Annotated in this window: 21 protein-coding genes, 2 pseudogenes, 1 riboswitch and 1 other annotated feature (1 of these 25 only partly in view); of the genes and pseudogenes, 19 read left to right on the top strand and 4 right to left on the bottom strand. The window is 52.8% G+C overall.

From position 1 onward, the window contains the following. Window positions 1-159, top strand: a binding site (T-box leader) (it extends 63 nt beyond the left edge of the window). Window positions 160-203: 44 nt separating this feature from the next. Together proB and ACFQNG_RS04580 are read left to right on the top strand one after the other, a co-directional pair. Further along, a complete protein-coding gene (proB, locus tag ACFQNG_RS04585) occupies window positions 204-1,001 on the top strand; it encodes a glutamate 5-kinase (RefSeq protein WP_379863689.1) in 798 nt (265 codons plus the stop codon). 1 nt (window position 1,002) lies between these two features. Continuing rightward, the gene (locus ACFQNG_RS04580; RefSeq protein WP_379863688.1) at window positions 1,003-2,295 is read left to right on the top strand and encodes a glutamate-5-semialdehyde dehydrogenase; all 1,293 of its coding nucleotides are present in this window, start codon (window positions 1,003-1,005) and stop codon (window positions 2,293-2,295) included. A 106-nt stretch (window positions 2,296-2,401) separates the two neighbouring features. On the opposite strand, the gene ACFQNG_RS04575 is transcribed toward ACFQNG_RS04580, so the two are convergent. Further along, window positions 2,402-4,801 (bottom strand): M14 family zinc carboxypeptidase, encoded by a 2,400-nt coding sequence (locus tag ACFQNG_RS04575; protein WP_379863686.1) that lies wholly within the window; start codon window positions 4,799-4,801, stop codon window positions 2,402-2,404. 153 nt (window positions 4,802-4,954) lie between these two features. Next, window positions 4,955-5,827, bottom strand: a complete 873-nt coding sequence (locus ACFQNG_RS04570) for a hypothetical protein (RefSeq protein WP_379863685.1) — start codon at window positions 5,825-5,827, stop codon at window positions 4,955-4,957. A gap of 201 nt (window positions 5,828-6,028) precedes the next feature. On the opposite strand from ACFQNG_RS04570, the gene ACFQNG_RS04565 reads away from it, so the two are divergent. The 17 genes and pseudogenes from ACFQNG_RS04565 to ACFQNG_RS04485 all read left to right on the top strand — a co-directional run bounded on the left by ACFQNG_RS04565 (window position 6,029) and on the right by ACFQNG_RS04485 (window position 22,408). Further along, window positions 6,029-6,568 (top strand): histidine phosphatase family protein, encoded by a 540-nt coding sequence (locus ACFQNG_RS04565; RefSeq protein ID WP_379863684.1) that lies wholly within the window; start codon window positions 6,029-6,031, stop codon window positions 6,566-6,568. A gap of 57 nt (window positions 6,569-6,625) precedes the next feature. After that, window positions 6,626-7,105 carry an SRPBCC family protein gene (locus tag ACFQNG_RS04560; RefSeq protein ID WP_379863683.1) on the top strand — a complete coding sequence of 160 codons (480 nt, stop codon included), beginning with the start codon at window positions 6,626-6,628 and terminating at the stop codon, window positions 7,103-7,105. Between the two features lie 176 nt (window positions 7,106-7,281). Further along, a complete protein-coding gene (locus ACFQNG_RS04555; protein WP_379863682.1) occupies window positions 7,282-8,733 on the top strand; it encodes a catalase in 1,452 nt (483 codons plus the stop codon). 85 nt (window positions 8,734-8,818) lie between these two features. Next, window positions 8,819-9,259, top strand: a complete 441-nt coding sequence (locus tag ACFQNG_RS04550) for a Fur family transcriptional regulator (protein WP_379863680.1) — start codon at window positions 8,819-8,821, stop codon at window positions 9,257-9,259. Between the two features lie 573 nt (window positions 9,260-9,832). Beyond that, window positions 9,833-9,983: pseudogene (locus ACFQNG_RS04545) on the top strand (MFS transporter); the annotation flags it as partial. Window positions 9,984-10,184: 201 nt separating this feature from the next. After that, window positions 10,185-10,378, top strand: a riboswitch (cobalamin riboswitch). A gap of 251 nt (window positions 10,379-10,629) precedes the next feature. Continuing rightward, window positions 10,630-12,207: a precorrin-3B C(17)-methyltransferase gene (gene cobJ / locus ACFQNG_RS04540; protein WP_379863679.1), complete on the top strand. Its 1,578-nt coding sequence runs from the start codon at window positions 10,630-10,632 to the stop codon at window positions 12,205-12,207. A gap of 61 nt (window positions 12,208-12,268) precedes the next feature. Continuing rightward, window positions 12,269-13,111 (top strand): sirohydrochlorin chelatase, encoded by an 843-nt coding sequence (locus ACFQNG_RS04535; RefSeq protein WP_379863678.1) that lies wholly within the window; start codon window positions 12,269-12,271, stop codon window positions 13,109-13,111. Between the two features lie 14 nt (window positions 13,112-13,125). Next, on the top strand, window positions 13,126-13,908 hold the full coding sequence (gene cobK / locus ACFQNG_RS04530; protein WP_379863677.1) for a precorrin-6A reductase: 783 nt from the start codon (window positions 13,126-13,128) through the stop codon (window positions 13,906-13,908). A gap of 134 nt (window positions 13,909-14,042) precedes the next feature. Further along, the gene (locus ACFQNG_RS04525; RefSeq protein ID WP_379863676.1) at window positions 14,043-14,693 is read left to right on the top strand and encodes a precorrin-8X methylmutase; all 651 of its coding nucleotides are present in this window, start codon (window positions 14,043-14,045) and stop codon (window positions 14,691-14,693) included. 4 nt (window positions 14,694-14,697) lie between these two features. Further along, window positions 14,698-15,873 (top strand): cobalt-precorrin-5B (C(1))-methyltransferase, encoded by a 1,176-nt coding sequence (locus tag ACFQNG_RS04520; protein ID WP_379863675.1) that lies wholly within the window; start codon window positions 14,698-14,700, stop codon window positions 15,871-15,873. Then, a complete protein-coding gene (cbiE, locus tag ACFQNG_RS04515) occupies window positions 15,794-17,017 on the top strand; it encodes a precorrin-6y C5,15-methyltransferase (decarboxylating) subunit CbiE (RefSeq protein ID WP_379863673.1) in 1,224 nt (407 codons plus the stop codon). Before ACFQNG_RS04520 ends, cbiE begins: the two co-directional genes overlap by 80 nt. Window positions 17,018-17,031: 14 nt before the next feature. After that, a complete protein-coding gene (cobI, locus tag ACFQNG_RS04510; RefSeq protein WP_379863672.1) occupies window positions 17,032-17,751 on the top strand; it encodes a precorrin-2 C(20)-methyltransferase in 720 nt (239 codons plus the stop codon). Next, on the top strand, window positions 17,748-18,545 hold the full coding sequence (gene cobM / locus ACFQNG_RS04505) for a precorrin-4 C(11)-methyltransferase (protein ID WP_379863671.1): 798 nt from the start codon (window positions 17,748-17,750) through the stop codon (window positions 18,543-18,545). Before cobI ends, cobM begins: the two co-directional genes overlap by 4 nt. Beyond that, window positions 18,542-19,651: a cobalt-precorrin 5A hydrolase gene (locus ACFQNG_RS04500; protein ID WP_379863670.1), complete on the top strand. Its 1,110-nt coding sequence runs from the start codon at window positions 18,542-18,544 to the stop codon at window positions 19,649-19,651. Before cobM ends, ACFQNG_RS04500 begins: the two co-directional genes overlap by 4 nt. Beyond that, window positions 19,648-21,054: a cobyrinate a,c-diamide synthase gene (locus ACFQNG_RS04495; RefSeq protein ID WP_379863669.1), complete on the top strand. Its 1,407-nt coding sequence runs from the start codon at window positions 19,648-19,650 to the stop codon at window positions 21,052-21,054. The genes ACFQNG_RS04500 and ACFQNG_RS04495 overlap by 4 nt, the downstream gene beginning before the upstream one ends. Next, window positions 21,047-21,601, top strand: coding sequence for a cob(I)yrinic acid a,c-diamide adenosyltransferase (gene cobO, locus ACFQNG_RS04490; protein ID WP_379863668.1), 555 nt, complete (start codon window positions 21,047-21,049; stop codon window positions 21,599-21,601). The genes ACFQNG_RS04495 and cobO overlap by 8 nt, the downstream gene beginning before the upstream one ends. A 27-nt stretch (window positions 21,602-21,628) precedes the next feature. Further along, complete coding sequence (locus ACFQNG_RS04485; RefSeq protein ID WP_379863667.1) at window positions 21,629-22,408, top strand: HoxN/HupN/NixA family nickel/cobalt transporter; 780 nt, start codon at window positions 21,629-21,631, stop codon at window positions 22,406-22,408. 199 nt (window positions 22,409-22,607) lie between these two features. On the opposite strand, the gene ACFQNG_RS04480 is transcribed toward ACFQNG_RS04485, so the two are convergent. Beyond that, window positions 22,608-23,276, bottom strand: coding sequence for an SOS response-associated peptidase (locus ACFQNG_RS04480; protein WP_379863666.1), 669 nt, complete (start codon window positions 23,274-23,276; stop codon window positions 22,608-22,610). Between the two features lie 113 nt (window positions 23,277-23,389). Beyond that, window positions 23,390-23,587: pseudogene (locus tag ACFQNG_RS04475) on the bottom strand (hypothetical protein); the annotation flags it as partial. Between the last annotated feature and the right edge of the window lie 79 nt (window positions 23,588-23,666).

Here is a 23,666-nt window from a genome sequence, read left to right as displayed (position 1 = left end):
GAGCCCCTGCCGGTGAATCAGACTGAACCCGCCTTCTGAGCAGTCTGTGAAAAGCGGACCGGGAACCGACCGTTATTCGGTTTGGAGTGGGCGTCATCTGCTATGGTGGATGGTGTCAACGAAGGTGGTACCGCGAAAGAAAATCCTTTCGTCCTTCTGGGATGAGAGGATTTTTTTACTTTTGTGTTGGAGAGGGGATGGAGATGGAACAAGGACGAATCGTCGTCAAAGTGGGGTCCAGCAGTTTGACTGATGCGCAGGGGTGTTTGGCGGTGGAGAAAGTGGTCAGATTGGTTCGGATGATTGCCAGGTTGCACCAGAAAGGACATCAGGTGATATTGGTGTCATCCGGGGGGATTGCGGCGGGTCTGGGCAAATTGGGCTGGGATCGCGCCACGATTGCCATGCCGGAGAAGCAGGCAGCGGCGGCGGTGGGTCAGGGGCTGTTGATCCAGTTGTATGAGCGCTTGTTTGCGGAGCATGAGATCGTGATAGGGCAATTGCTGTTGACCCGCGCCGATATCCAGTCCCCCAATCGTTTGGCCCATATCCGTGACACCATGGAGACGTTGCTTGCCCACGCCATCGTGCCCGTCATCAATGAGAATGATACGGTGGCAGTCGAAGAGATTCGCTTCGGTGACAATGATACGCTCAGCAGCTTGGTGGCCGTCATGGCCGATGCCGAGTTGCTGGTGCTGCTGACGGATATTGACGGGATGTATACGTCTGATCCCCGTCATGATGCGCAGGCCAAGCGGATTCAAGACATTTGGGTGATTACCGACGAGTTGGAACAGATGGCTGGAGCCAATGGGACGGCAGTGGGCACAGGGGGGATGCGTTCCAAGTTGACGGCCGCCAAAATCGCCATGGAAGCGGGGATTGATGTGGTTGTCGCTTCAAGTTCCGAACCGGATGTGCTGGAACGGGTGATGGATGGAGAGGCGGTAGGAACCCGGTTTTATGGGCAATCGTCTTTGATGAAGGAGGCGAAATAGGATGATAAGTTTGACAGAGTTGAAAGAAGAAGTGTTGCAACAAGCCCAGCTGGCAAAAATCGCTTCCAAGCAGGTGGGGACCGCGACGGCGGAGCAGAAAAATCGGGCGTTGCTGGCCATGGCCGAGAAACTGTGGGCGCGAAGGGAAGCGATTTTTGCCGCCAATCACCTCGATGTGGAAGAAGCGCGCGCAACGGGACAATCTGAAAGCCGGATCGATCGTCTCATCCTGCATGAAAAACGGTTAAAGGACATGATGGAAGGTTTGCGTCAAGTGAGCGTTTTACCCGATCCGGTCGGGGAAGTGGTCGAATCTTTCACGAGGGCGGATGGATTGCGGATCGAACGAGTGCGTGTGCCGATCGGCGTGATTGCCATGGTTTACGAGTCCCGTCCCAATGTGACGGCCGATGCGGCGGGTTTGGCCTTGAAAACGGGAAATGCCGTCATTTTGCGGGGTGGAAAAGAAGCTTTGCGGACGAATCGTGAATTGGTAGCTGCGCTGCGTGAGGGATTGGCCGGGAGCGGTCTGTCGGCGGAGGCCATCCAATTTATCAACCGCACGGAACGTGACTCTGTCGATATCCTGATTCAAGCCAGGGGGTTGGTCGATCTCGCGATCCCGCGTGGTGGGGCCGGGTTGATAGGACGCGTGGTGCAACATGCGCAAGTGCCCGTGATTGAGACGGGCGTCGGCAATTGCCACGTGTTTGTCGACGCCAAGGCGGATTTGGGTATGGCGACTGAGGTCATACTTAATGCCAAAACACAACGTCCTTCGGTATGCAATGCGATGGAGACGCTCTTGGTGCATGAGGCGGTGGGGCCGGCTTGGATGCGACAGATCGTGGAGCAACTGCAAAAACGGGGAGTGGAGATTAGGGGTTGTGAGCAAACGCGCTCATGGTTGGAACAAGGGGCAGAGGGCGGGAACGCGACCATTCTCCCTGCGGGTGAAGAAGACTGGGCTGATGAATTTTTGGATCTTGTGCTTGCGATCAAAGTCGTGAAGACGCTGGATGAGGCGATTGAACACATTGACCGGTATGGGACGAAGCACTCCGAAGCCATTGTTACCGACGATGTTCAAGCGGCGGAAACGTTCTTGCGCCGCGTCGATGCGGCGGCGGTATACCACAATGCTTCCACCCGATTTACGGATGGGTTTGAATACGGGTTTGGCGCCGAAATTGGCATCTCCACGCAAAAATTGCATGCCCGTGGTCCCATGGGGCTGAGGGAATTGACCAGTTATAAATATATCGGCCGGGGGACGGGGCAAGTGCGGAGCTGATAAAAGAAAGGTTTATTTGTGGAAAACCGCTAAATAAGTGAAATAAACAAACCCGTCCGGCTGCGCCAGCCGGACGGGTTTTCCATAAATCTGATGAAGACGATCATTATTGTACAATGGCGTTGGAAAGCAAACGGAACAAGTAATCCGTATGGTCGCGGAAACCGGGCTCCAATCCGATCAAGGTGACATCTTTTTCTTTCTCTTTGACGATGACGGCTTGTCCTTGCGCTTGGTTTCGGTTTTTCCAATGGCCAGCCACAAAGAAATCAGGGGTATTGGCGTAGGCGGCCACGACTTGGGCGTGTTCCGTGCCTGTGTACCAAACGGGATCATAGACAAAGCCGATGTCTTGCTTGCTGTACCCCAGGGTCAGCGAGGTGCCGAAGGTGTCCACTTTGACAATGCCATTCGCATTGGCGGGACCGACATGCACCGATACATCGGTCAAATCCAGTATCTCACTCGTGGCATGGGATGCCCCTGCCCCGATGGCGATATATTTTCCGCCTTTGTCAACAAACTGATGCAGTCGCTCTTTCACTTGGGCAATTTGCTCTTTGGACTCCAAACCGAACTCCTTATTGGGTAGTTCGAGGGAATCAGGGTCCGCCAGGAGCAAATCGGTTGCCGCATAGATGAAGACATCCGCATCCCCCAGGCCATTCTTGGCGACTTCGCGTGGATGGAGTGCTGTCACTTCAAATCCAAGCCGTTCCAAAGCCAGTTTGGTTCCGGCATGGGATTGTTGTTTCCACATTCCACCATCTTCCAGCATCGCCACTTTCACCTTCGATACCGGGGAGAGGGGGCCGCTTGGTTGTTTGGAATGAAGAGTGAGTCCCGAGCGCTTCACCGCTTCAGTGATCTTGGGATCTTTGACGGTTGAAGGGAAATAGAAATCGCCCTGTTGATCGCGCTTGACGGGGATTCCCAGACGGACCAGATCATTGGCGAGCTTCACCGCTTTCACCGAACGGTTGGGGATGTGGAACGTCCCCTTGCCGACTAACTTCCCTTGCGGAACGGCAGGATTCACCTTTTTGCTGCGGACGGTGATTTCCTGTTTGGCCGGGATGGCCTCAAAGCCCCATAGTTCGGGAAGATTCCAAGCGGAGATATCATACATGGCGGATGCTTGATCGCTGATGTCTTCCCCTTTCCACAGCATGGTGTTGGCCAGGCCCGCTTTGGCCTGATCCATCGGAACCACGTAGGTGCCTTTGGGATAATCTTTCCCGTTGGCATGGAAGGCTTCGATGGCTTCTTCCACTTGGATGTCGTTGGCGAGCAGATGATTCACCGCTTTATTCACAGCTGTCGCATCTTGCGGGGATATCGGCAAGATATAAGCGGATGGGAAAAAGTTTTCCGGATGATTGGGGTGGTTGAACCGGATTCCGCGCTTAAAGATTTCAATCTGGTATTTGATCATGTCCACCCGGTGTTGCGTCGCAAAACGGAGACCTCCCATCACCGCGTCATAATGCCAGCGCACTCCGTCCCAATCATTGGTGGGCGCTTCGAGGGTATAGGCGTAAGACCCATGGTACATGGCATACATTGGGGTGAAGATCGGCGGGTAATCGTCCCATCCCTCACTGTCTTGACCCGGCAATGGACGGGCGGGGATATAAGTTCCTGACATGTTTTTGTACAAGTCCGAAGAGTATTGTTGTTTATTGGCGACGATCTCTTTTTCCATCTCGGTTGCCTGTTGAAGTGCCCACTTGCTGAACAAATCATATTCATAGTTGGGATTGTGCGGTGGAGTACAAGGTTCAATCAATCCGGGATATCGGTCATACCCATTCACATATCCATGCAAATCGAACAGCACCATGGGGTTCCACTCGGTAATCAAATCGACGGCCAATTTCGTTTCCGGTTGGGATTGCGTGATAAAATCGCGGTTCAAATCGATCCCGGCTCCATTGAAGCGAGTGGCATGGAACCGGCCATCCGGATTGGCGACCACATTGAAAATGAGAATATTGTTTTTGAGGATTTGTTCAGTCTCTGGATCATGATCCAAAGCGAATCGCTTGATCAGTTGCAGTGCGGTATCGCTGCCCACAAACTCCGTGCCGTGAATGGAGGCGTTGATCATGATCGGCACTTTGAAATCCGGATGTTTATCCACCCAAGCTTGCGCTTTCTCGGGGTTTTTAAACATCTGTTTGCGCAGGGCTTTATAGTGCCCGTATTTCCCTTTGGCGGAGGGTTCAGAGATGGTGACCACATACAGGTCCCGACCCTCCGCGGATTTCCCTTTTCGTTCCACTTTGATCCGGTTGCTCTGCTTGGAGAGGCCATCCAGCAGGGTGCCGATTTTGGAGTACTTCACGAAATCATAGTGTTCGGAATTGAATAAACTGCGGTCGGCTTCTTGATCCGCTGTTTGTTGCGTTTGCTCATGAGAAAAAGGCTGGGCCGAATAAGTGGCTTGTGGCAGAAGGGTGAATAAGCTTAAAGTTAAAAGGCTGGCGATGAGTTGTTTTTGCAATAAAACACCTCCTAATAAGATGTTTGTTGAAATATTATATAATTGATTGATTACACATTCAAAATAATGAATTCATACTATTAAATAATGAAGTGGCTATCACAAACGTTCCATGCCTCTGAACTTCTTACTCTTCTTCATCCGATTTCTTTTTCAGTTTCTGCCGCAATGCGCTGTACGAGAGCTTGGACAAGATTCCTCTGTTGCCGCTTTTTCTTTGATGTACTCCTTGAGCTCCTCAATCGTGAAGCGCTCGAGGATTTGCCGATTGGCGCCTTCTTTTTTCATCTCTTTTAATTTGGCTTTTTCGATGACGCTGGTGCGCCACTTGCGCAAATCGGTGTTCAACTCATGTTGCAGGCGGGTTTCGGCCATCTTGTAGGCGTGCGGATACCGGCGCAGGAGCGTTTCCAGATTGGTTAAGGCGCGAACATGGTCCTCCCGCTGATGGTACCAATCGATAATCTCGATCCAAGCATCGACATGATCGGGATTTTTCACACAGTGATCGCTTAACAGGCTTAACGTTTTTTGCCGGTTTTCACTCTGTTTGGCGTGCGGGCTGTACCAATAGATCAAGGCTTTGTAATATTTCATGCCCCATAGCTCGGGAATCTCTTTTTCAGCGGTTTCGATCCGCTCGAGTTTGGATTCCAGTGAAATCGGATAAAGTTCTTGTCCGAGAATGGAGTGTTCGGATAAAATCATCATCGCTTTGAGTGATTTTAACAACTTTTCATCCAGTTCTTCTTTATGTTGTTGGATGCTGCGGTTCACCTCTTCTTTCACCATGTTGGGCACGCGCGAGGATTGATAGAAACTGTATACGGAGAAGATGATCCCGCCCATCGTGGCCAAGGTGGCGATCAAGGTTAACAAGTAGTTGATATAGCTGATTTGGTTGGCGACGGCATCCCCTTCATATAAAGGCACGACAAATTGGGGGATGAACGGAATCACGTAGGCGCCCATAATCAACAAAAAGGTGAAGAAGCCCAAGGCATAGAACCAGCGTTTGTTGACCAAAATGATCCCTCCACTAGATCTCTGCAAATTAAGTATATTCACAATACGGTCTAAATTAATTATATAAAATAGTTGATTCTATCGATAGAGGGTTGTTTGATGCGAAGGATATAATATTATGCTCATTTTCGAATAAATCAATGGTTTCATAAAGGGGTAAAATGATGATGATTGGCAGCGATTGAAGAAAGGATGAAATGCATGAAAATAGGTTTGGTTCGCCATTTTAAAGTGAAGAAGGGATACCCGGAAAATACATGGGTGACACAAAAAGAATTGATTAAATGGCTTGAAGAATACGATGTCGCTGACATAGAAGAAGGCGAAGTGGATTTGAAAGGCGTAGCATGGAAACGATGTTTCGCAAGCGATTTGCCAAGAGCCGAAAAAACGGCGCGAAAAATTTATGACGGCAAGATCATAAAAAAGAAAGAGTTAAGAGAGATTTCAGTCTACCCGTTTATTAAGAGGGATATGAAATTGCCTTTTTTCATGTGGGCGGTTTTGGCGCGGGTGGCGTGGCTCTTCAATCACAAGTCACAATTGGAAGGCATAACGGATGTGAAAAGGCGAGTGAAGGTTGTCTTGGATGAAATATTGTCCCAAAGCCAGGAAGATGTGCTCATTGTGAGCCATGGTGTGGTGATGATGTTTTTGAGAAAAGAGTTGCTAAAGAGGGGGTTTAAAGGACCCAAGCTTGGCACACCGAAGAATGGAAAGCTTTATGTATTTGAAAAATGATTGCTAGGTCCTGGGATGGTTAATCGGATTGTAATCAATTCTTGGGGAGTGAATGAGATGCCTGTCATTAAAATAGAATGCTACATAAACGCTCCGATTGAGACCTGTTTTGACTTGGCCCGAAGTATCGATGTCCATATGCAGTCCGTTTTCCATACCGAAGAAAAGGCCGTCGCCGGAGTCACAACGGGGCTGATCGGTTTGCGGCAAAGCGTGACTTGGGAAGCGGTTCATTTTGGCGTTAAACAGCGCTTGACCAGCAAAATCACGGAATTCGACCCCCCCAAGTACTTTGTGGATGAAATGGTTAGCGGAGCTTTCAAGAGATTCAGGCATGAGCATATTTTTTTGGAATGTGGGAACGGAACCAAAATGATCGATATCTTTGATTACACATCCCCTTTGGGCTGGTTGGGAAACATTGCCGATAAGCTGTTTTTGGCCAAATACATGGAAAGGCTGTTAAGCCAAAGGAATCAGTACATAAAAATAATTGCAGAGAATGAGGGTGATTGCCATTTCAAGATGAATGGCTGATCGCCGGTTGTGCTTGGACAAAAAGTGTTGGGAGTGTTCGTTCGGAAACCTCAGGTGGCATTGGCCCGGGGGTTTTATTTTTTTGTCAAAAAAGATCTTGCGCCCTCCCTTATTTAGAATTATTATTAAATGAGAGTAATGATCAATATATAATAATTATAAGGGGTTGTGGATAAATGGATCAAAAACGCTTAACGACCAACCAAGGGGCACCGGTAGGAGATAATCAGAATTCCCGCACGGCGGGCCGGAGAGGGCCCGCGCTGTTGGAAGATTACCATTTGCTCGAGAAATTGGCCCACTTTGACCGCGAACGCGTTCCGGAACGGGTGGTCCATGCCCGTGGGGCCGGCGCCCATGGCGTGTTTAAAGTGACAAATAGCATGAAAGCATATACGAAGGCGGCGTTTTTGCAGGAAGTGGGGAAAGAAACGCCCGTATTTGTCCGGTTCTCCACCGTCATCCATGGGACGGGTTCGCCCGAAACCGCCCGTGACCCACGCGGTTTTGCAACCAAATTTTATACGGAAGAAGGCAACTATGATATCGTCGGGAACCACTTGCCCGTTTTCTTCATTCGCGATGCCATCAAATTCCCGGATATGGTTCATTCCTTAAAACCGGCTCCCGACACCAATATTCAGGATCCTGACCGCTATTGGGACTTCATGTCGTTAACGCCCGAATCCACCCATATGATGACTTGGCTTTTTTCTGACTACGGCACCCCCGCCAACTACCGGCAAATGGAAGGGTTCAGCGTGCACGCCTTCAAATGGGTGAATGCGGAAGGGAAAGTCGTTTATGTCAAATATCATTGGAAACCGTTGCAGGGGGTAAGGAACTTCACTGCCGAAGAGGTCCGTGAAGTGCAAGGAAAAGACTTTAACCATGCGACCAGGGACTTGTATGAGCACATCGCCAAGGGAAATTATCCCGAGTGGGACCTGTATGTGCAGATCCTGCCGCCTGAAGATATGGACAAGTTTGAATTTGATCCGCTCGATCCCACCAAGGTTTGGCCGGAAGACATCTATCCCTTGCAACTGGTCGGCCGCATGACACTCAACCGCAATCCGCAAAATTACTTTGCGGAGGTGGAACAGTCCGCCTTTTCTCCAAGCGCATTGGTGCCCGGTATCGAACCTTCCGAAGATAAGCTGCTGCAAGGGCGTTTGTTTTCTTACCCGGACACCCAGCGCCACCGGATCGGACCGAACTACTTAAACTTGCCGATCAATTGCCCGTATGCCAAAGTGAATAATTATCAAGTGGACGGCAACATGCAGACCCGCACCGACATCAGTCCGGTCAATTACGAGCCCAACCGCTATGAGGATCGCCCCAAAGCCGATCCGGCTTATTTGGAAAGTGAAACCCCGCTGGAAGGGGTGGCCGGTCGCCAAAAAATCTTCAAAACCCTGGATTTTCAGCAAGCCGGAGAACGCTATCGGGCCTTTACGGAAGCGGAGCGGGAAAATCTGATCAAAAATCTGGTGAATGATTTATCGCAAGTGAACGAATATACACAAAAACTGGCCATCTGCAACTTCTATCGGGCCGACAAAGAGTATGGCGAACGCTTGGCCAAAGGATTGAACATTGATTTGAGCCCATTTGTGAAATAAGAACGACAGGAATGACGGGACCAACCGTTTATCCGGAAAGGATCGGCGGTTGGTCAACATGGTGTAGCCCTTGGCGAAGGGGGAGATGAGCATCAAGAACAATCATCACGTCGATGCAATCGAAACGCTCAAACGAATCGGGGTGCGGATGACGCCGCAACGAAACGCCATTCTTTCCTATTTGCTGTCATCCACTCATCATCCCACAGCGCACGATATATATGAAGCGCTGAAAAAGGATTACCCCAACATGAGCGCAACGACGGTTTACAACAACTTGCGCTTGTTTAAACAGGCCAGTCTTGTCAGGGAATTAACCTACAGCGATGCCTCCAGCCGGTTCGATGCCAATATGATGGAGCACGATCATGTAATCTGCCGCCGCTGTGGCAGAATAACCGATTTCCAGTACCCCTTGCTTCAAATGGCGGAACGTGAAGTCATTCAGGCGACCGGGTACAGCATCGAATCGCATCGGCTGGAGATGTACGGCCTCTGTCCAGCCTGTCAAGCAGAAGAACCATGACGGCCAAACGGGTGGCGGTACATAAAGAATTGAAAGCGCATTAATGGACTAACTCGAATGGGGGTAGTCTTTTTTCTTTGGGGTTAAGAATGCGAAAAGGCTTGAGGATGTGACTCAAGTCGTTTAATTTCTGCTCATTTAAAGGGGAGGGATGGGCTGAATCCGCTGATTTCATACGTAAGAGAAACGGCGATTAAGCCGGGGTGTATCATGGTACAATGAATGTTTTCTTAGAAAATATGAACAACTCCCAGGAAAAGAAGGTTATTTGATGAAGAAGCGATGTTGTCAGGGTTAAACCAAAAGATTCGTTTCCTATATTGCTCAAGCCAGAAAATATAACTGAAATTTTTGTTAGTCTAAGCTTCCCAATTAAATTAGTTGTTAAATTCATGATTTATGAATTAATTTCGGGTTTTCTAAACAAAAAAAGAGATTCGACTGAAGTATTCCTATGATTTAGTAATAATATGGTTTACGAAACCACACTTTTGTAAATCAAAATGGAAAATCTAGAGTTTTCAATGGTTTTTCTGTTTCCTGATTTGTTTTTCTTGATTGTTATATTTTCCAACTACTATCTTATCGCAATTCGCACAGACTTCTGGAATGAAATTGTTTAAGATGCATGTGTCGGATGAACAGGGCTCAGTCGGCTATATCTCTTCTGCAAACGATATTTTCCGTTTTTATGATTTCGGGGCCGATGATTGGAACGTTTGTTTAGCAAAACTTAGGAATCGACGAGTGAGGTATTCTACCAAAACCCCCTTCCGATTAAAACTGCCAATCAACTGAGAATAACTAAGATAGAAGTAGCATCCGAATAAAAAAGCAAGTCCATCCCCCGCCATAGCTAGTGAGAAAATTGAAAATTGAAAGAGTAATAGGCTACACTATAAATAGATTGATTTTGCCCGAAAATGAATAAACAACGGGAAAAGGTGGAGTGCTTGCATGCGCTCCCGAAGAGGGAAGACCGGTGAAAGGCCGGCGCGGTCCCGCCACTGTAAATGGGGAGTCTGGATTTGGTCACTGTACTTTATGATGGGAAGGCCAAATGCCGATTCAAGACGACGATCCATGAGCCAGGAGACCTGCCTTTTCTGACAACACCGCTTGACCTACGCGGATGGGGAGGTGTTTATAGGGGACGACGGCAGGTGGGATGTGTCCATTTTGGGAAGGCCTGCTTGGTTGTCTGTGGTTGGATGCGACCTATAAACACGTTCTGCTTGGGTGAGCGGAAGGTGTTTTTTATTTTGCTGTGAAGTGCATGCGGACGGAGTTGGCGGGTATGACGTCGTGTTTTTAGATTGAACATTTTTAAAATAATTAATATTCAATCATATTGGTGGTGGGGTGGTTGCATGAATCGTTCAGTTGGCAAGATCCTGCTGATTGGGTTTGGACCTGGGCATGCGGAGCATATTACCGGGCGGGCGCGGGCCGCGCTCATGGAGAGCGAAGTGATCGTGGGGTACAACACCTATGTTGATCTCATCCGCCCGCTGTTGACGAACCAGGAGATCGTGCGCACGGGGATGACGGAAGAGGTGAGCCGGGCGCAGGAAGCGGTCAGGCTGGCGGAAGCGGGCAAGATTGTGGCGGTCATCTCCAGCGGGGACGCGGGTGTGTACGGGATGACGGGATTGGTGTACGAAGTGTTGGTTGAGAAAGGCTGGCGGCCTGACTCGGGGATCGAAGTGGAAGTGATTCCGGGCATATCCGCGATCAATTCCTGCGCTTCCTTGTTGGGGGCGCCGGTCATGCATGATGCCTGCACGATCAGCTTGAGCGACCACTTGACTCCATGGGAAGTGATTGCCAAACGCATCGAAGCGGCGGCAGCGGCGGATTTCGTCATTGCTTTGTACAATCCCCGAAGTGGGCGGCGAACGAGGCAAATTGTCGAAACGCAAAAGCTTCTCCTGAAGCACCGCTCTCCGGAGACCCCGGTGGGGCTGGTGAAGAGCGCGTACCGTGAGCGGCAGGAGATCGTGTTGACCACCCTCAGCCAAATGCTGGAGCATGAGATCGGCATGCTGACAACGGTGCTGATCGGCAATGGCAGCACGTTTGTGTACGAAGGTCTGATGATCACGCCGCGCGGCTACCAACGCAAATATACCCTGGACAAGGTGGTGCAGCCTTTGAAACCGCATGAGCGCCTGCGTCCGGAAGCGGAGCCGTGGGCCCTGGAGTCCATGATGTCCCAGCCGGCAGCGGCAGGGGGGATGAGTCCGGTGGCGGTGGCGGAAGAAGCGTTGGCGATGTTGCGGGAGAGCCGTGAGTCCGGCTCCGCTTCGATCTTTGAGGTGGCGGTATCCCCCGGACTGGCCGAGAAAAAAATGACGCCGCAGCAGATGCGGTGCGTGGCCGAAGTGGCGGGGGACCAAGGGGAAATTCATTATACGCCTGATCATCGCTTGATGTTAAAAGTGCCGACCGCCAATCCGGAGCGGGTAGTGGAACAGTTGACGGAAGCGGGTCTCTTGTTGGAGCCGGTGGGGGATGTGGTGCAATTGAAGGCGTGCGATTTTTGCGATGGCGATAAAGGGGAGTCGATTCCGCAGTTGCAGGAGTTGCAGAAGCGGATTGGGGGACTGGATGTGCCCAAGGAGTTGAAAATCGGGTTTAACGGATGTGCCATGGCCTGCTATGGGGCGGTGACGGAGGATATCGGGATTGTGTATCGCCGCGGTTCGTTCGACCTGTTCTTGGGAGGCAAAAAAATCGGGCGCAATGCCGAAGTGGCAAAACGGGTGGCGGAGGGGCTCACCCCGGATGAGTTGATCACGGCGGTGGAACAAACGGTGCGTGCCTATAAAGAACAGGCTGATTCCAATGAGCGCTTTCACAAGTTTTTCAAGCGCGTGGAAGAGATTGGCGGATTTCGGTACACCGAGGGCAACATCACGATTGAACCGCTGGCTTGCGGCGATTAGAGCGTAAGTGACTGCATGAATCGCCGGACACGCCCTAAAACAATAGATGGGAGAGAACGAGATGGAAGCGATTTTGTTTGTGGGCCATGGAAGCCGTGATGCCGAGGGAAACCGTGAGTTGTTGCGCTTCACCGAAAAGATGGCTCCCCAGTTTGCGGAACCGATTGTGGAGACATGCTTTTTGGAATTGGCGGAGCCCGATATGGGAGCGGGAGTCAAACGGGCGGTTGAGCGGGGCGCCACCTCAATCAAGGTCGTCCCGTTAATGCTGTTCATGGCGGGGCACGCCAAAGTCCATATCCCACTGTTTCTGCATGAAGCGCAAGCGCAATATCCCCATGTGCGCTTCACTTATGGACGGCCGCTGGAAGTGGATGAATTGATCCTGCCCATTTTGGAGGCGCGCATCCAGCAGGCCGCGGGCGCGAATGAGGCGGAAGAGACGTCGATCTTGCTGGTGGGACGCGGTTCAAGCGATGCCGGAGCCAACAGTGACTTGTATAAGATTGCCCGCTTGCTGTGGGAACGCCTTAACGTCCCATGGGTGGAAGCCTGCTTTATCGGCGTGACCGATCCGCGGATGGAAGCCGGGCTGGAGCGGTGTGTCCGCTTGGGAGCCAAGCGGGTGGTGGTGTTGCCGTATTTCTTGTTTACCGGTGTGTTGATCAAACGGATGGAGAAGATGGTTCGGCAGTTTAACGAAGAGAGCGCAGGTGTGCACGCTGAAATGGTGCCTTACCTCGGATTTGATGACGGCCTTGTCCCCATCTGGCAACGCCGGGTCCACCAATTGGCGCATGGGCAAGCATTGAATTGGCAAGCGTTGGCGGAACAAGCGATCGCGGCTGGACACCACCAACATCACCACGATCATGATCATCATCATGGACATCATCATGCGTAAAGGTGGGAGAAACCATGCTATTTCTCTTGGCTGGCACCAGTGATGCCCGGGAACTGGCCTGTGCCCTGAAACAGGAAGGGTACCCGCTCTTGGCGTCGGTGGTGACGGAGAATGCCGCCAAAAGCTTGCGGGAAGCGGAGATTCCGGTGCGGGTGGGTCGCTTGACGGCAAACGAGATGCTGCACGAGCTTCAGGAGCGGGGCGTCGACATGGTGGTGGACGCCAGTCATCCGTTTGCGGAAGAGGCTTCGAAAAATGCCATCGCGGCGGCCGAAACAGCCGGCGTCCCTTATCTGCGTTATGAGCGGCCGGAATGGCGGGCGGCGCGGCATCCGTTGATCGAAACCGTGTCCTCTTATCAGGAGGCGGCGGAAGCGGCCGCGCGGCGAAAAGGGGTGGTTATGCTGACGACGGGCAGCAAAACGTTGGACATCTTTGTCAAACGGTTGTCCGCCGAGCCCGGCCTCCGTCTCGTCGCCCGGATGTTGCCGCGCAAAGATAATATGGAAAAATGCGAACAACTGGGGTTGGAGCAGAAAAACATCGTGGCCATGCAAGGGCCGTTTGGCAAGGAATTGAATCGGGCCTTGTATCAACATTATCGAGTGACGACGGTGATTACCAAGGAAAGCGGGCAGATCGGTTCGGTTGATGAGAAAGTGGAAGCGGCTTTGGAATTGGGACTTCATGTCATTCTCATTTCCCGCCCCCGCATTGATTATGGTCACGCATGTTCCAGTGTCGAGCAAGTGATCGGTCATGTGCGAACAGAAATCAGCGGGTCGATTATCCGATAAATGGAAGGGCGGTTTTGCCTGTACCCTGTGGGTGACAGCGAAGCGAACATGGAACGCGGACTTCATTCCGCTTCCGTCCACAACCTATGTGTGGCAAACCGCCAGCACTGATCAGAAAACAGGAGGGATGTCCCATGAGTGAACCTTTTCGCCCCGTTACGACGAAACCACAGGAAATCGAGGACTTGAGTTTTCAGATCATTGCCGATGAGTTGGGAAAGCATGACTTCACACAGGAACAGTTTCGTGTCGTGCAACGGGTCATCCATGCGACCGCCGATTTTGATCTGGGACGGAGCGTGACCTTTCATCCTGATGCGGTTCGGGCGGGCATCCGGGCGATCCGGGCGGGCAAGCCGATCGTGGCGGATGTGCAGATGGTGCAAGTGGGGATCAACAAGAGCCGCCTGGAGCAGTTTGGCGGTGATGTGCGGGTCTATATTTCTGATGCGGATGTGATGGAAGAAGCCAAGCGTTTGGGCACGACGAGGGCCATTGTCTCGATGAGAAAGGCCGTGGCTGAAGCGGAAGGGGGCATTTTCGCGATAGGCAACGCACCGACGGCCTTGTTGGAGCTGATTCGCTTGGTGCGGGAAGGGAAGGCCAAACCGGGGCTCATCGTCGGCGTGCCAGTGGGCTTTGTGTCCGCCGCGGAATCAAAAGAGGAATTGCTCAAGCTGGATGTGCCGTTTATCACCAATCTGGGCCGCAAAGGAGGAAGCCCGGCGGCGGTGGCGATTGTGAATGCTTTGGCTCTGTTGGCGGAACGAGAGACAGGGGTTTGACATGATGCAAAAGCAGGCAGAGTCGGAAACTAAACCGCTCCGCACCGGATATACGACGGGCGCCTGTGCGACAGCGGCAACCAAAGCGGCCTTGCTATCGTTGATCACGGGGGAAGCCATCCGTGACGTTGTGATTCAGTTGCCCATCGGACAGACGGCCGCGTTTGCGATGACAGAGGTGGAGTCGGACGGTTCCATGGCTCAGGCCAGCACCGTCAAAGATGGCGGGGATGATCCGGATGTGACGCATGGGGCGACCATCGTCTCCACGGTCAGTTGGCTTGAGGAAGCCGACATTCAGATTGATGGCGGGGTCGGAGTGGGCCGGGTGACCAAACCCGGTTTGCCCGTGCCGGTGGGTGAAGCGGCGATTAATCCGGTGCCGCGCCGGATGATCAAGGAGACGGTGGCGGCGGTGCTGGCCGAACACGGGGTGAACCGCGGGGTTCGGGTCGTGGTTTCTGTTCCGGACGGGGAAGAGATCGCCCAAAAGACGTTAAATGCCCGCTTGGGGATTGTCGGCGGCATCTCGATTCTGGGAACGCGGGGGATTGTGGTTCCCTTTTCCACGGCCGCTTATCGGGCGAGCGTGGCGCAGTCGATCCAAGTGGCCAAGGCCAATGGATGCCGCCATCTCGTTTTGACCACAGGGGGAATCAGTGAAAAGCATGCGATGAAACGATTTCCGCATTTGCCGGAAGAGGCGTTTATCCAGATGGGTGATTTTGTGGGATTTGCTTTGAAACACGCCAAACGCGTCGGGGTGGAACGGGTGACCTTGGTGGGGATGATGGGGAAGTTTTCCAAGGTGGCTCAAGGCGTGATGATGGTCCATTCCAAAAGTGCCGCCGTTGACTTTGATTTTTTGGCTCAATTGGCGGTGGAAGCGGGCGCGCCAGCCGATCTCGTTCAGGCTGTGCGGGAAGCCAACAGCGCCACCCATGCGGGCCAACTGATGGAAGAGGCGGGGCGGATGTCGTTTTTCACCCGGATGAGCCAGTTAATCTGCCAACATGGATTGCGGCACGTGGATGGGGGCATGACAGTGGAGACGATTCTGGTGAAAATGAAAGGCGAATTGTTGGGGAGGGCGGAATTGAGTGACACAGACGGTGAAATTGATCGGGATCGGCGCGGAAGGGAAGGATGGGCTGATTCCACTCTATCGGAAACAGATTGAAGAAGCGGATGTGCTGGTTGGGGGAGAGCGGCATTTATCCTATTTCACAGAGCATCCCGGAGAGAAATGGGCGCTAAAGAATGAGATTTCGGCCATGATCGGACGCATCGCCGCGGCGATGGTGGAGCGGCGCATTGTCGTGCTGGCTTCGGGGGACCCCCTTTTCTATGGGATCGGTCGATTGCTCGTGCGTCGTTTGGGACGGGAGCGGGTGGAGATTCACCCCCATGTGAGTTCGCTTCAGCTCGCGTTTGCTCGGATGGGGGAGAGTTGGCAGGGGGTGCCGGTAGAGAGCCTTCATGGCCGACCGTTGTTTGGTTTGGCCCAGCGCATCGATGGACGGGACGCCGTGGCGTTGCTCACGGATGAGCTGAATACCCCCGGCGCGATTGCCCGGTATCTGTTAAGGTTTCAGATGACGGAGTATAAGGCGTTTGTGGCGGAAAACCTGGGCGGCGCGGATGAACGGGTAGGCTGGTGGGAGCTGGAACCGTTGGCGGAAGCGGAGTTCGCTCCGCTCAATGTCGTGATATTAAAGCGCAAGGATGAGGCTGTGTGCCGGCCGTGGGTAACGGGCATGGCCGATGAGGCCTTCGCCCAGCGCAAACCGGACAAAGGGCTGATCACGAAAAAGGAGATTCGCCTTCTGAGTTTGATGGAGTTGCGTTTGAAAGAAGACAGCGTGGTCTGGGATATTGGGGCGGGTTCCGGTTCGGTGGCGATTGAAGCGGCCAAATGTTCCCCCCATGGGCAAGTGTATGCGATCGAGAAAAACGAAGGCGATCTGGCCAACATCGAAGCCAATCGGGTCAAGTTCCGCGCCGATATTCACCTCATTCATGCCAAAGCGCCTGCGAGGCTGGACGAACTTCCCGATCCCGACGCCATTTTCATCGGGGGCAGCGGCGGGGAGTTGCGCCAGTTGTTGCTGGTATGCTGTGCGCGGTTGAAAGCGGGGGGGCGGTTGGTGGTGAACGCCGTCACGATCGAAACCTTGTCCACGGCCTTGGCGGGTTTGGAAGCGGAGGGCATGGAGGTGCAGGTGACGTTGCTCCAAGTGGCGCGGAGCAAACCGATCCTGAACATGACGCGCTTCGCTGCGCTTAATCCGACGTATGTGATTGCGGCTTGGCGCAAGGAATAATAGGGGGGATATTGATGAGTCGCTCAGCTCGCTATGGGAAATTGATTGGGATTGGAGTGGGGCCGGGTGATCCCGAGTTGCTTACGGTGAAAGCGTACCGTTTGTTGAAGGAAACCCCCGTGATTGCCTACCCCAAAAAGCGCATGGGCGAAAAAAGCTATGCGTTGGCCATTGTGGAGCAATATGTGCATGCCCATGAGAAAGAGATGGTGGGGCTGATCTTTCCGATGACGCGTGATCCCGAAGTGTTGGGGCGGGAATGGGACCGCACCGTGGAAACCGTGTGGTCCCATCTTTCACAAGGGAAAGATGTCGCCTTTGTGACTGAGGGTGATCCCATGCTCTATAGCACATTTATCCATCTGGGGCGGCGGATGCGGGAACTTCACCCCCAAGTGGAGCTTCTCTCCGTGCCCGGCATTTCGTCCGTGAATGGCGCCGCTTCCCGGTTACATACCCCTTTGGCGGATGGAGATGAACAAGTGGTCATCGTGCCGGCGACGGACGATAGGGAAGCGATGAGACGAGCACTGCAGACGCATGTGGCGGTGGTTTTTTTGAAAGTGGCCAAAGTGCTGGACTTGCTGATCGATGTCTTGACCGAATTGGAGTTGCTTGACTGCGCGGTGGTGGTGAGCAAAGTGACCTCACCGGAGGAACAGGTGTGGTGGGATGTCCGGGAGTTAAAAGGGAGGAAACTGGGTTATCTCTCATTGATGGTGGTGAGAAAATGACAAAACTGGCGGCCAAAGTGTACATTGTGGGGGCGGGACCGGGAGACCCCGAGTTGATCACCGTCAAAGGCCTGCGCGTATTGCAGGCGGCTGATGTGGTGTTGTTTACCGATTCTTTGGTCAATGATGCCCTCATCGCTCAAGCGAAGCCGGATGCGGTGGTGCTAAAAAGTTCGGGGATGGACTTGGAGCAACTGGTTGATTGCATGGTGGCCCATGTGCGCCAAGGACAAAGCGTAGCCCGGGTGCACACGGGAGATCCCGCCGTTTTTGGCGCGATCTTTGAGCAAATCGCGTTATTGAAACAACAGGGCATCGAGGTGGAGATCATTCCAGGCGTCAGTTCCGTGTTTGCTGCGGCGGCGGTCTTGGGAGCGGAACTGACGATTCCAAATTTGACGCAAACGGTGATCCTGACCCGCGCGGAAGGGCGAACACCGGTGCCGGAACGGGAGAAGTTGGCGGAATTGGCCGCCCATCACGCGACGATCGCCTTGTATTTAAGCGCCACCCTGACCAAAAAAGTGGTGCGGGAACTGCGGGCAGCCGATTGGGCGGAAGAGACCCCCGTCGCCGTCGTGCAACGGGCCACCTGGCCGGACCAACAAGTGATCCGCACCACCCTCGGCCGGTTGGATGAGGATATGCGCCAAGCGGGCATCCGCAGCCATGCGATGATTTTGGCCGGATGGGCTTTGGACCCGTCCCGCTTGGCTGAGGCGGAGATGTATCGCTCGCGCCTGTATGATAAGACGTTTACCCATGGGTTCAGGAAAGGGGTGGATGCCCCATGAAGCGACCCATCGCCATTGTGGCCATCACCAAACATGGAGTGCAATTGGCGCGGCGTTTGCTGGAGCAGTTGGATCAGGCCGATGTGTATTACATGGACAAGTTTGCCCACGGAGATGAGGCGACTCGGCCGATCACCCTGTTTCAAGGATCAGTCAAGCTCATCTTGCCCGACTTGTTCCGGCGATATGGCGGCATCGTGCTGTTGATTTCCCTCGGAGCGGTCGTCCGCATGATCGCACCGATTTTAAAAGACAAAAAAACCGACCCGGCTGTCGTGGTGGTGGATGATTCAGGGCAATTCGCCATCAGCGTGTTATCCGGCCATTTGGGAGGCGCCAATGAGTTGACGAAGCAAGTGGCCGCCTGTTTGGGGGCGACGCCCGTGGTGACCACGGCTTCCGATGTGCAGCAAACGATCGCGGTGGACTTGTTTGGCCGCTCTTTTGGTTGGGAGATTGAAAGTTTTGCCAAGGCGACGCCAGTGAGCGCGGCCGTGGTGAACGAAGAGCGGGTGGTGGTGGTCCAGGAATCGGGCGAGCCGGATTGGTGGACGTATGACCGGCCATTGCCCAAGCATATTCGGGTGGTTGACTCATTCACGGAAGCGGACCCAGGGTCGTTTGACGCCGCACTGGTGGTGACGCATCGCCTGCTTACGGAAAGGGAAGAACAGGATTATTTGCATAACGGGGTGCTCTACCGCCCCAAGGTGCTGGTGTTGGGGATTGGCTGCAACAAAGGGACATCGCCGGAAGAGATCGAGCACGTGATTGTGCACACATTGAATGAACAGCGCTGTTCGATCAAAAGTGTTCGCAATGTGGCCACGATTGACCTGAAGAAAGAGGAACCGGGACTGCTGGCCGTCTGCCAAAAATACGGCTGGTCTTTGGACACTTACGCTCCAGCCGAATTGAATGCGGTTTCTCTGCCCGAGCCGTCTCCCACTGTGTACCGCTATACGGGCGCCTATGGGGTGAGCGAGCCCGCCGCGCTCTTGTCCGCGGGGGCGGCTGATTGGTTGCTCCCCAAAAAGAAAGCGGGGAATGTGACGATATCCATTGCCCAGGTTCCTTTTCCATCTGTAAAGGAAGTGATGACATGAAGGTGAATCGACCGAGGCTGCTGATTGCCGGGACAGGCAGCGGCGTGGGGAAAACGACCGTTACCTTGGGGATCATGGCGGCTTGCAAGCGCCGTGGCCTGACGGTGCAAGGGTTCAAGTGCGGGCCTGACTACATTGATCCCACCTACCATACGGTGGTGACGGGGCGGGTGTCGCGCAATGTGGACACGTGGATGTTAAGCAAAGAGAAGATGCGCGAATGCTTCATCCGTGGCGGTGAAGGCGCGGACCTGTCGGTGGTGGAGGGGGTGATGGGGTTATATGATGGCAAAGATCCGCTCAGCGATGAGGGAAGCAGCGCCTCCATTGCCTTGGAACTGGGATGCCCCGTCATCCTGGTGGTGAATGTGCACAGTATGGCGCGCAGTGCGGCGGCGGTGGTGTTGGGATATCAGCGGTTGAATCCCCGGGTGCCGATAGCCGGCGTGATTGCCAATCGGGCGGGCAGCGAAGGGCATTATCAATTGGTGAAAGCGGCGATTGAGCGGGAATGCGGCATCCCCGTGTTGGGATGGTTGGGCAGGGATGAGGCGTTGACTTTGCCGGAGCGCCATTTGGGATTGGTGCCCGCCCTTGAGCGCGGCGAGTGTGCGGAGCTGTTTGCGCGTCTGGCGACAAAGATTGAACAAGGCGTGGACATGGAGCGTTTGCTTGCCATCGCGCATGACACTCCCGCCCTGACGATGCCGGAGCCGTCCTTTCTGGATTCGTTGTCCTCTTTGCCGGGTGAACCGATTGTGGCCGTGGCGAAAGATAGCGCCTTTCATTTTTACTATCCGGAAAACTTGGAGTTGTTGGAGCGTTTGGGGGCGAAGCTCGTTTTTTTCAGTCCATTGGCGGATGAAGCCGTTCCGGCGAAAGCGGATGGCCTCTTGATTGGAGGGGGGTTTCCTGAAGAATTCGCGGAACGGTTGGCCAAGAACGAACGGGCCAAGCAATCGATTCGCGGCTTTATTCAGCGGGGATTGCCCGCGTTTGCGGAGTGCGGCGGTTATATGTATTTGGCTGAGAGCATTGTCACGACAACGGGTCAAACGTTTCCGATGGTCGGCCTCATCCCGGGGACGGTGCGGATGAAGAATCGCTTGAGCGCCCTTGGATACCGGGAAGTGAGAGCGTTGGATAGCAATATCTTGTTCAAGGCGGGGGATGTGGCCCGCGGTCATGAATTTCATTATTCGACCTTGGAAACCGCAGACGAGTCATGGCCGTTCGCTTATCTGACCACAGGGCGGCGGGGGGAAACGCGGGAAGGATATGCCCGTGCGAACGTATTGGCCGGTTATACCCATCTGCACTTTGTCTCCAATCCGCAAATCGCCGTCCGCTTTCTGGAGCAGTGCCTGAACGCTCGCCAACACAGGAGGGATCCATATGCCTGAGCAGAGGAAGGGGAACCGCCGCGGCTTAACTTTGGTCTATACGGGGGAAGGCAAGGGAAAAACAACGGCGGCGTTGGGATTGGCTTTGCGCGCCGTGGGACGTGGGCAACGGGTGGGCATCTGGCAGTTCATCAAGTCGCCTCAGCGCACATATGGTGAACAATTGGCCTTGCAAAAGCTGGGGGTGGAGATCTGCCAACTGGGGATCGGTTTCACTTGGACCAAAACGCCGGAAGAGCATCGAGACGCTTTGGCCCGGGCCTGGAGAGTGGTGAAAGAGCGGGTGATGAGCGGGGAGTACGATGTGGCCATTCTGGATGAAATCAATAATGCGCTCTCGATCACCTCCTTTCCCGTCGACGATGTCTTGCCGCGGGGGGAAGTACTTGCGCTCATTAAACAGCGGCCAACGCATACGCACCTGGTGTTGACCGGACGGAACGCTTTGCCGGAAGTGGTGGAGCAAGCTGACTTGGTGTCGCGGATCGATGCGGTGAAGCATTATTATCAAGCGGGCGTGCCTGCGGTGAAGGGAATTGAATTTTAAAGAACAACCAAGAGAGGAGCGTCATAAATGGGAGAATGGTCCTTGTTTGCGTTGGTGTTCGTCTTGGGGTTGAAACATGGCTTGGATGCGGATCATTTGGCCTGCATCGACGGACTGACGCGGTACAATTGGAACAAGCAAAGGCCCATGGCCCGTTGGGTTGGCACGTTGTTTTCGTTGGGGCATGGGTTGGTTGTGACCGGGGTGGCCGTGATCATTGGGCTCATCAGCCGGATGTTCTCTTTTCCCGGTTATTTTGATCAAATGGCCACCTGGTTGTCCATCATCACCTTGTTGATTATCGGCACCCTGAACATTTCAAACTTGGTGAAACGGACAAATGACCAAAAGGAGTTCCAGCCGCAAGGGGTGAAAGGGAAATGGCTTCCCAAGGCCTTTCGCGAAACGACCAATCCTTTCGTGATTGTGATGATCGGCGGAGTGTTGGCTTTGGCGGCCGATACCGTGAGCCAGACGTCTGTTTGGGCCATGGCCGCCGGCAATGGTTCCAAGGTGATGCCGCTACTCTTGGGGCTTACGTTTACGATTGGCATGGTCATTACAGATACCCTCGATTCCGTGATCATCTACCGTTCTCTCAAGAGCAGTGACAAAACCAGCCAATGGGCCTCCATCACGATGGGGTGGATGATCGTGCTGTTGGCTTACGGGATTGGCTTGTATGAACTGTTCCTCTATTTCAACCCACAGGCGGAGTTGGAGCTTGAGTGGCTCGGCGTGGCATTGTTCATGATCTTTTTTCTCTTTTTCCTCATCATCAGTTGGCGCAAAAAAGCGGAAGCGTAAGGAAAAGAGCCTTTCCAACAAGTCCTGTTCATTGGCGGCGGGGCTTGTTGGCGTGGAATTGAGATCGGTTCGCAACCCACATATTCACTTTCGCCCTGCATATGATTGGAACAAAGTGACCCTCTATTATCAAGGGACCTCGGTCTGGGGCAGCGAGCCGCAATGAGCCGGGCGTAAGAAGGGATGGTTTTTGCCTTATTCACAAGCGATGGATGGGCTTCAAAATCGAAGGATTATCATTCTTTGGAGAATTGACCAGTGTCGATATTTCATACGCATCCATTTCATCAGCGGGATAAGGCTGTAACAATGACTTAAGATAATCGGTATCCTTCATGTCGGGTTCCAACCACATCTGATAGGCATCCGGCGGAAGAATAACCGGCATGCGATCATGGACCTCTTTGGTAATCTCATTGGGTGTTGTAGTGATGATGGAACAGGTGATGAACGATTGATCTCCATTGCTCCATCGATTCCATAGTCCTGCAAAAGCAAAAGGTTTTCCGCTGATCATTTGAAAACGGTAGGGGTGCTTTTCATTCCCTGTCTTTTTCCATTCATAAAAACCATCAGCCAAGATTAAGCAACGTTGTTTCTTGAACAGTCCTTTGTACATGGGCTTTTCATCAATCGTCTCGGCTCTGGCGTTGATCATTTTGTATCCTATCTTCACATCCTTTGCCCAAAAAGGGATCAGGCCCCATCGCATAGTTTTCCCTATTCGTTTTCCCTTTTCTTGGACGACCGTAAGAACGCTTTGTGTGGGGGCAATATTATACCGAGGTTGCAGTTCTTCCATGAATTCCATTTCAAATAGGTCTCTTAATTGATTGATATTCGTAGATAAAGAAAATCTTCCGCACATCCTATTCACCTCTGTAAAAGTGTTCCCGAGCAGACTAAAAAAGATTGAAGAAAATGGGCTCTCAGTTGTCAAGTTGCACAAGGGAAGTGAAAAATGTTAAAGATGGTTTTATATCAATGCGAGCGAGATACCCTAGCTTCAGCTATGGGGATGAGAGCGAGCGTCGGACGGGGGAGGTTTAACCCTCTCGTAAGTCTGGCAATTTTTGTAAATATTTCTTTGACTAACTTCTCAATAATCTTGCTAGCATCTGTATTCTCTTTAACAGCTTGTAGCTTTAATTGCTTAATCACTTCTTCATCTAAAGAAGTGGTAAATTTCTTTCGTGTTCGTTTTTCCTCCTTTTTCTATTGCGTATTTACGCATATGATATAGGAAAAGGAGGTGAAA

This window comes from Laceyella putida, from assembly GCF_042665195.1.
Classification (GTDB): Bacteria; Bacillota; Bacilli; order Thermoactinomycetales; family Thermoactinomycetaceae; genus Laceyella; species Laceyella putida.
This window is presented reverse-complemented; position numbering and strand designations above follow the sequence as displayed.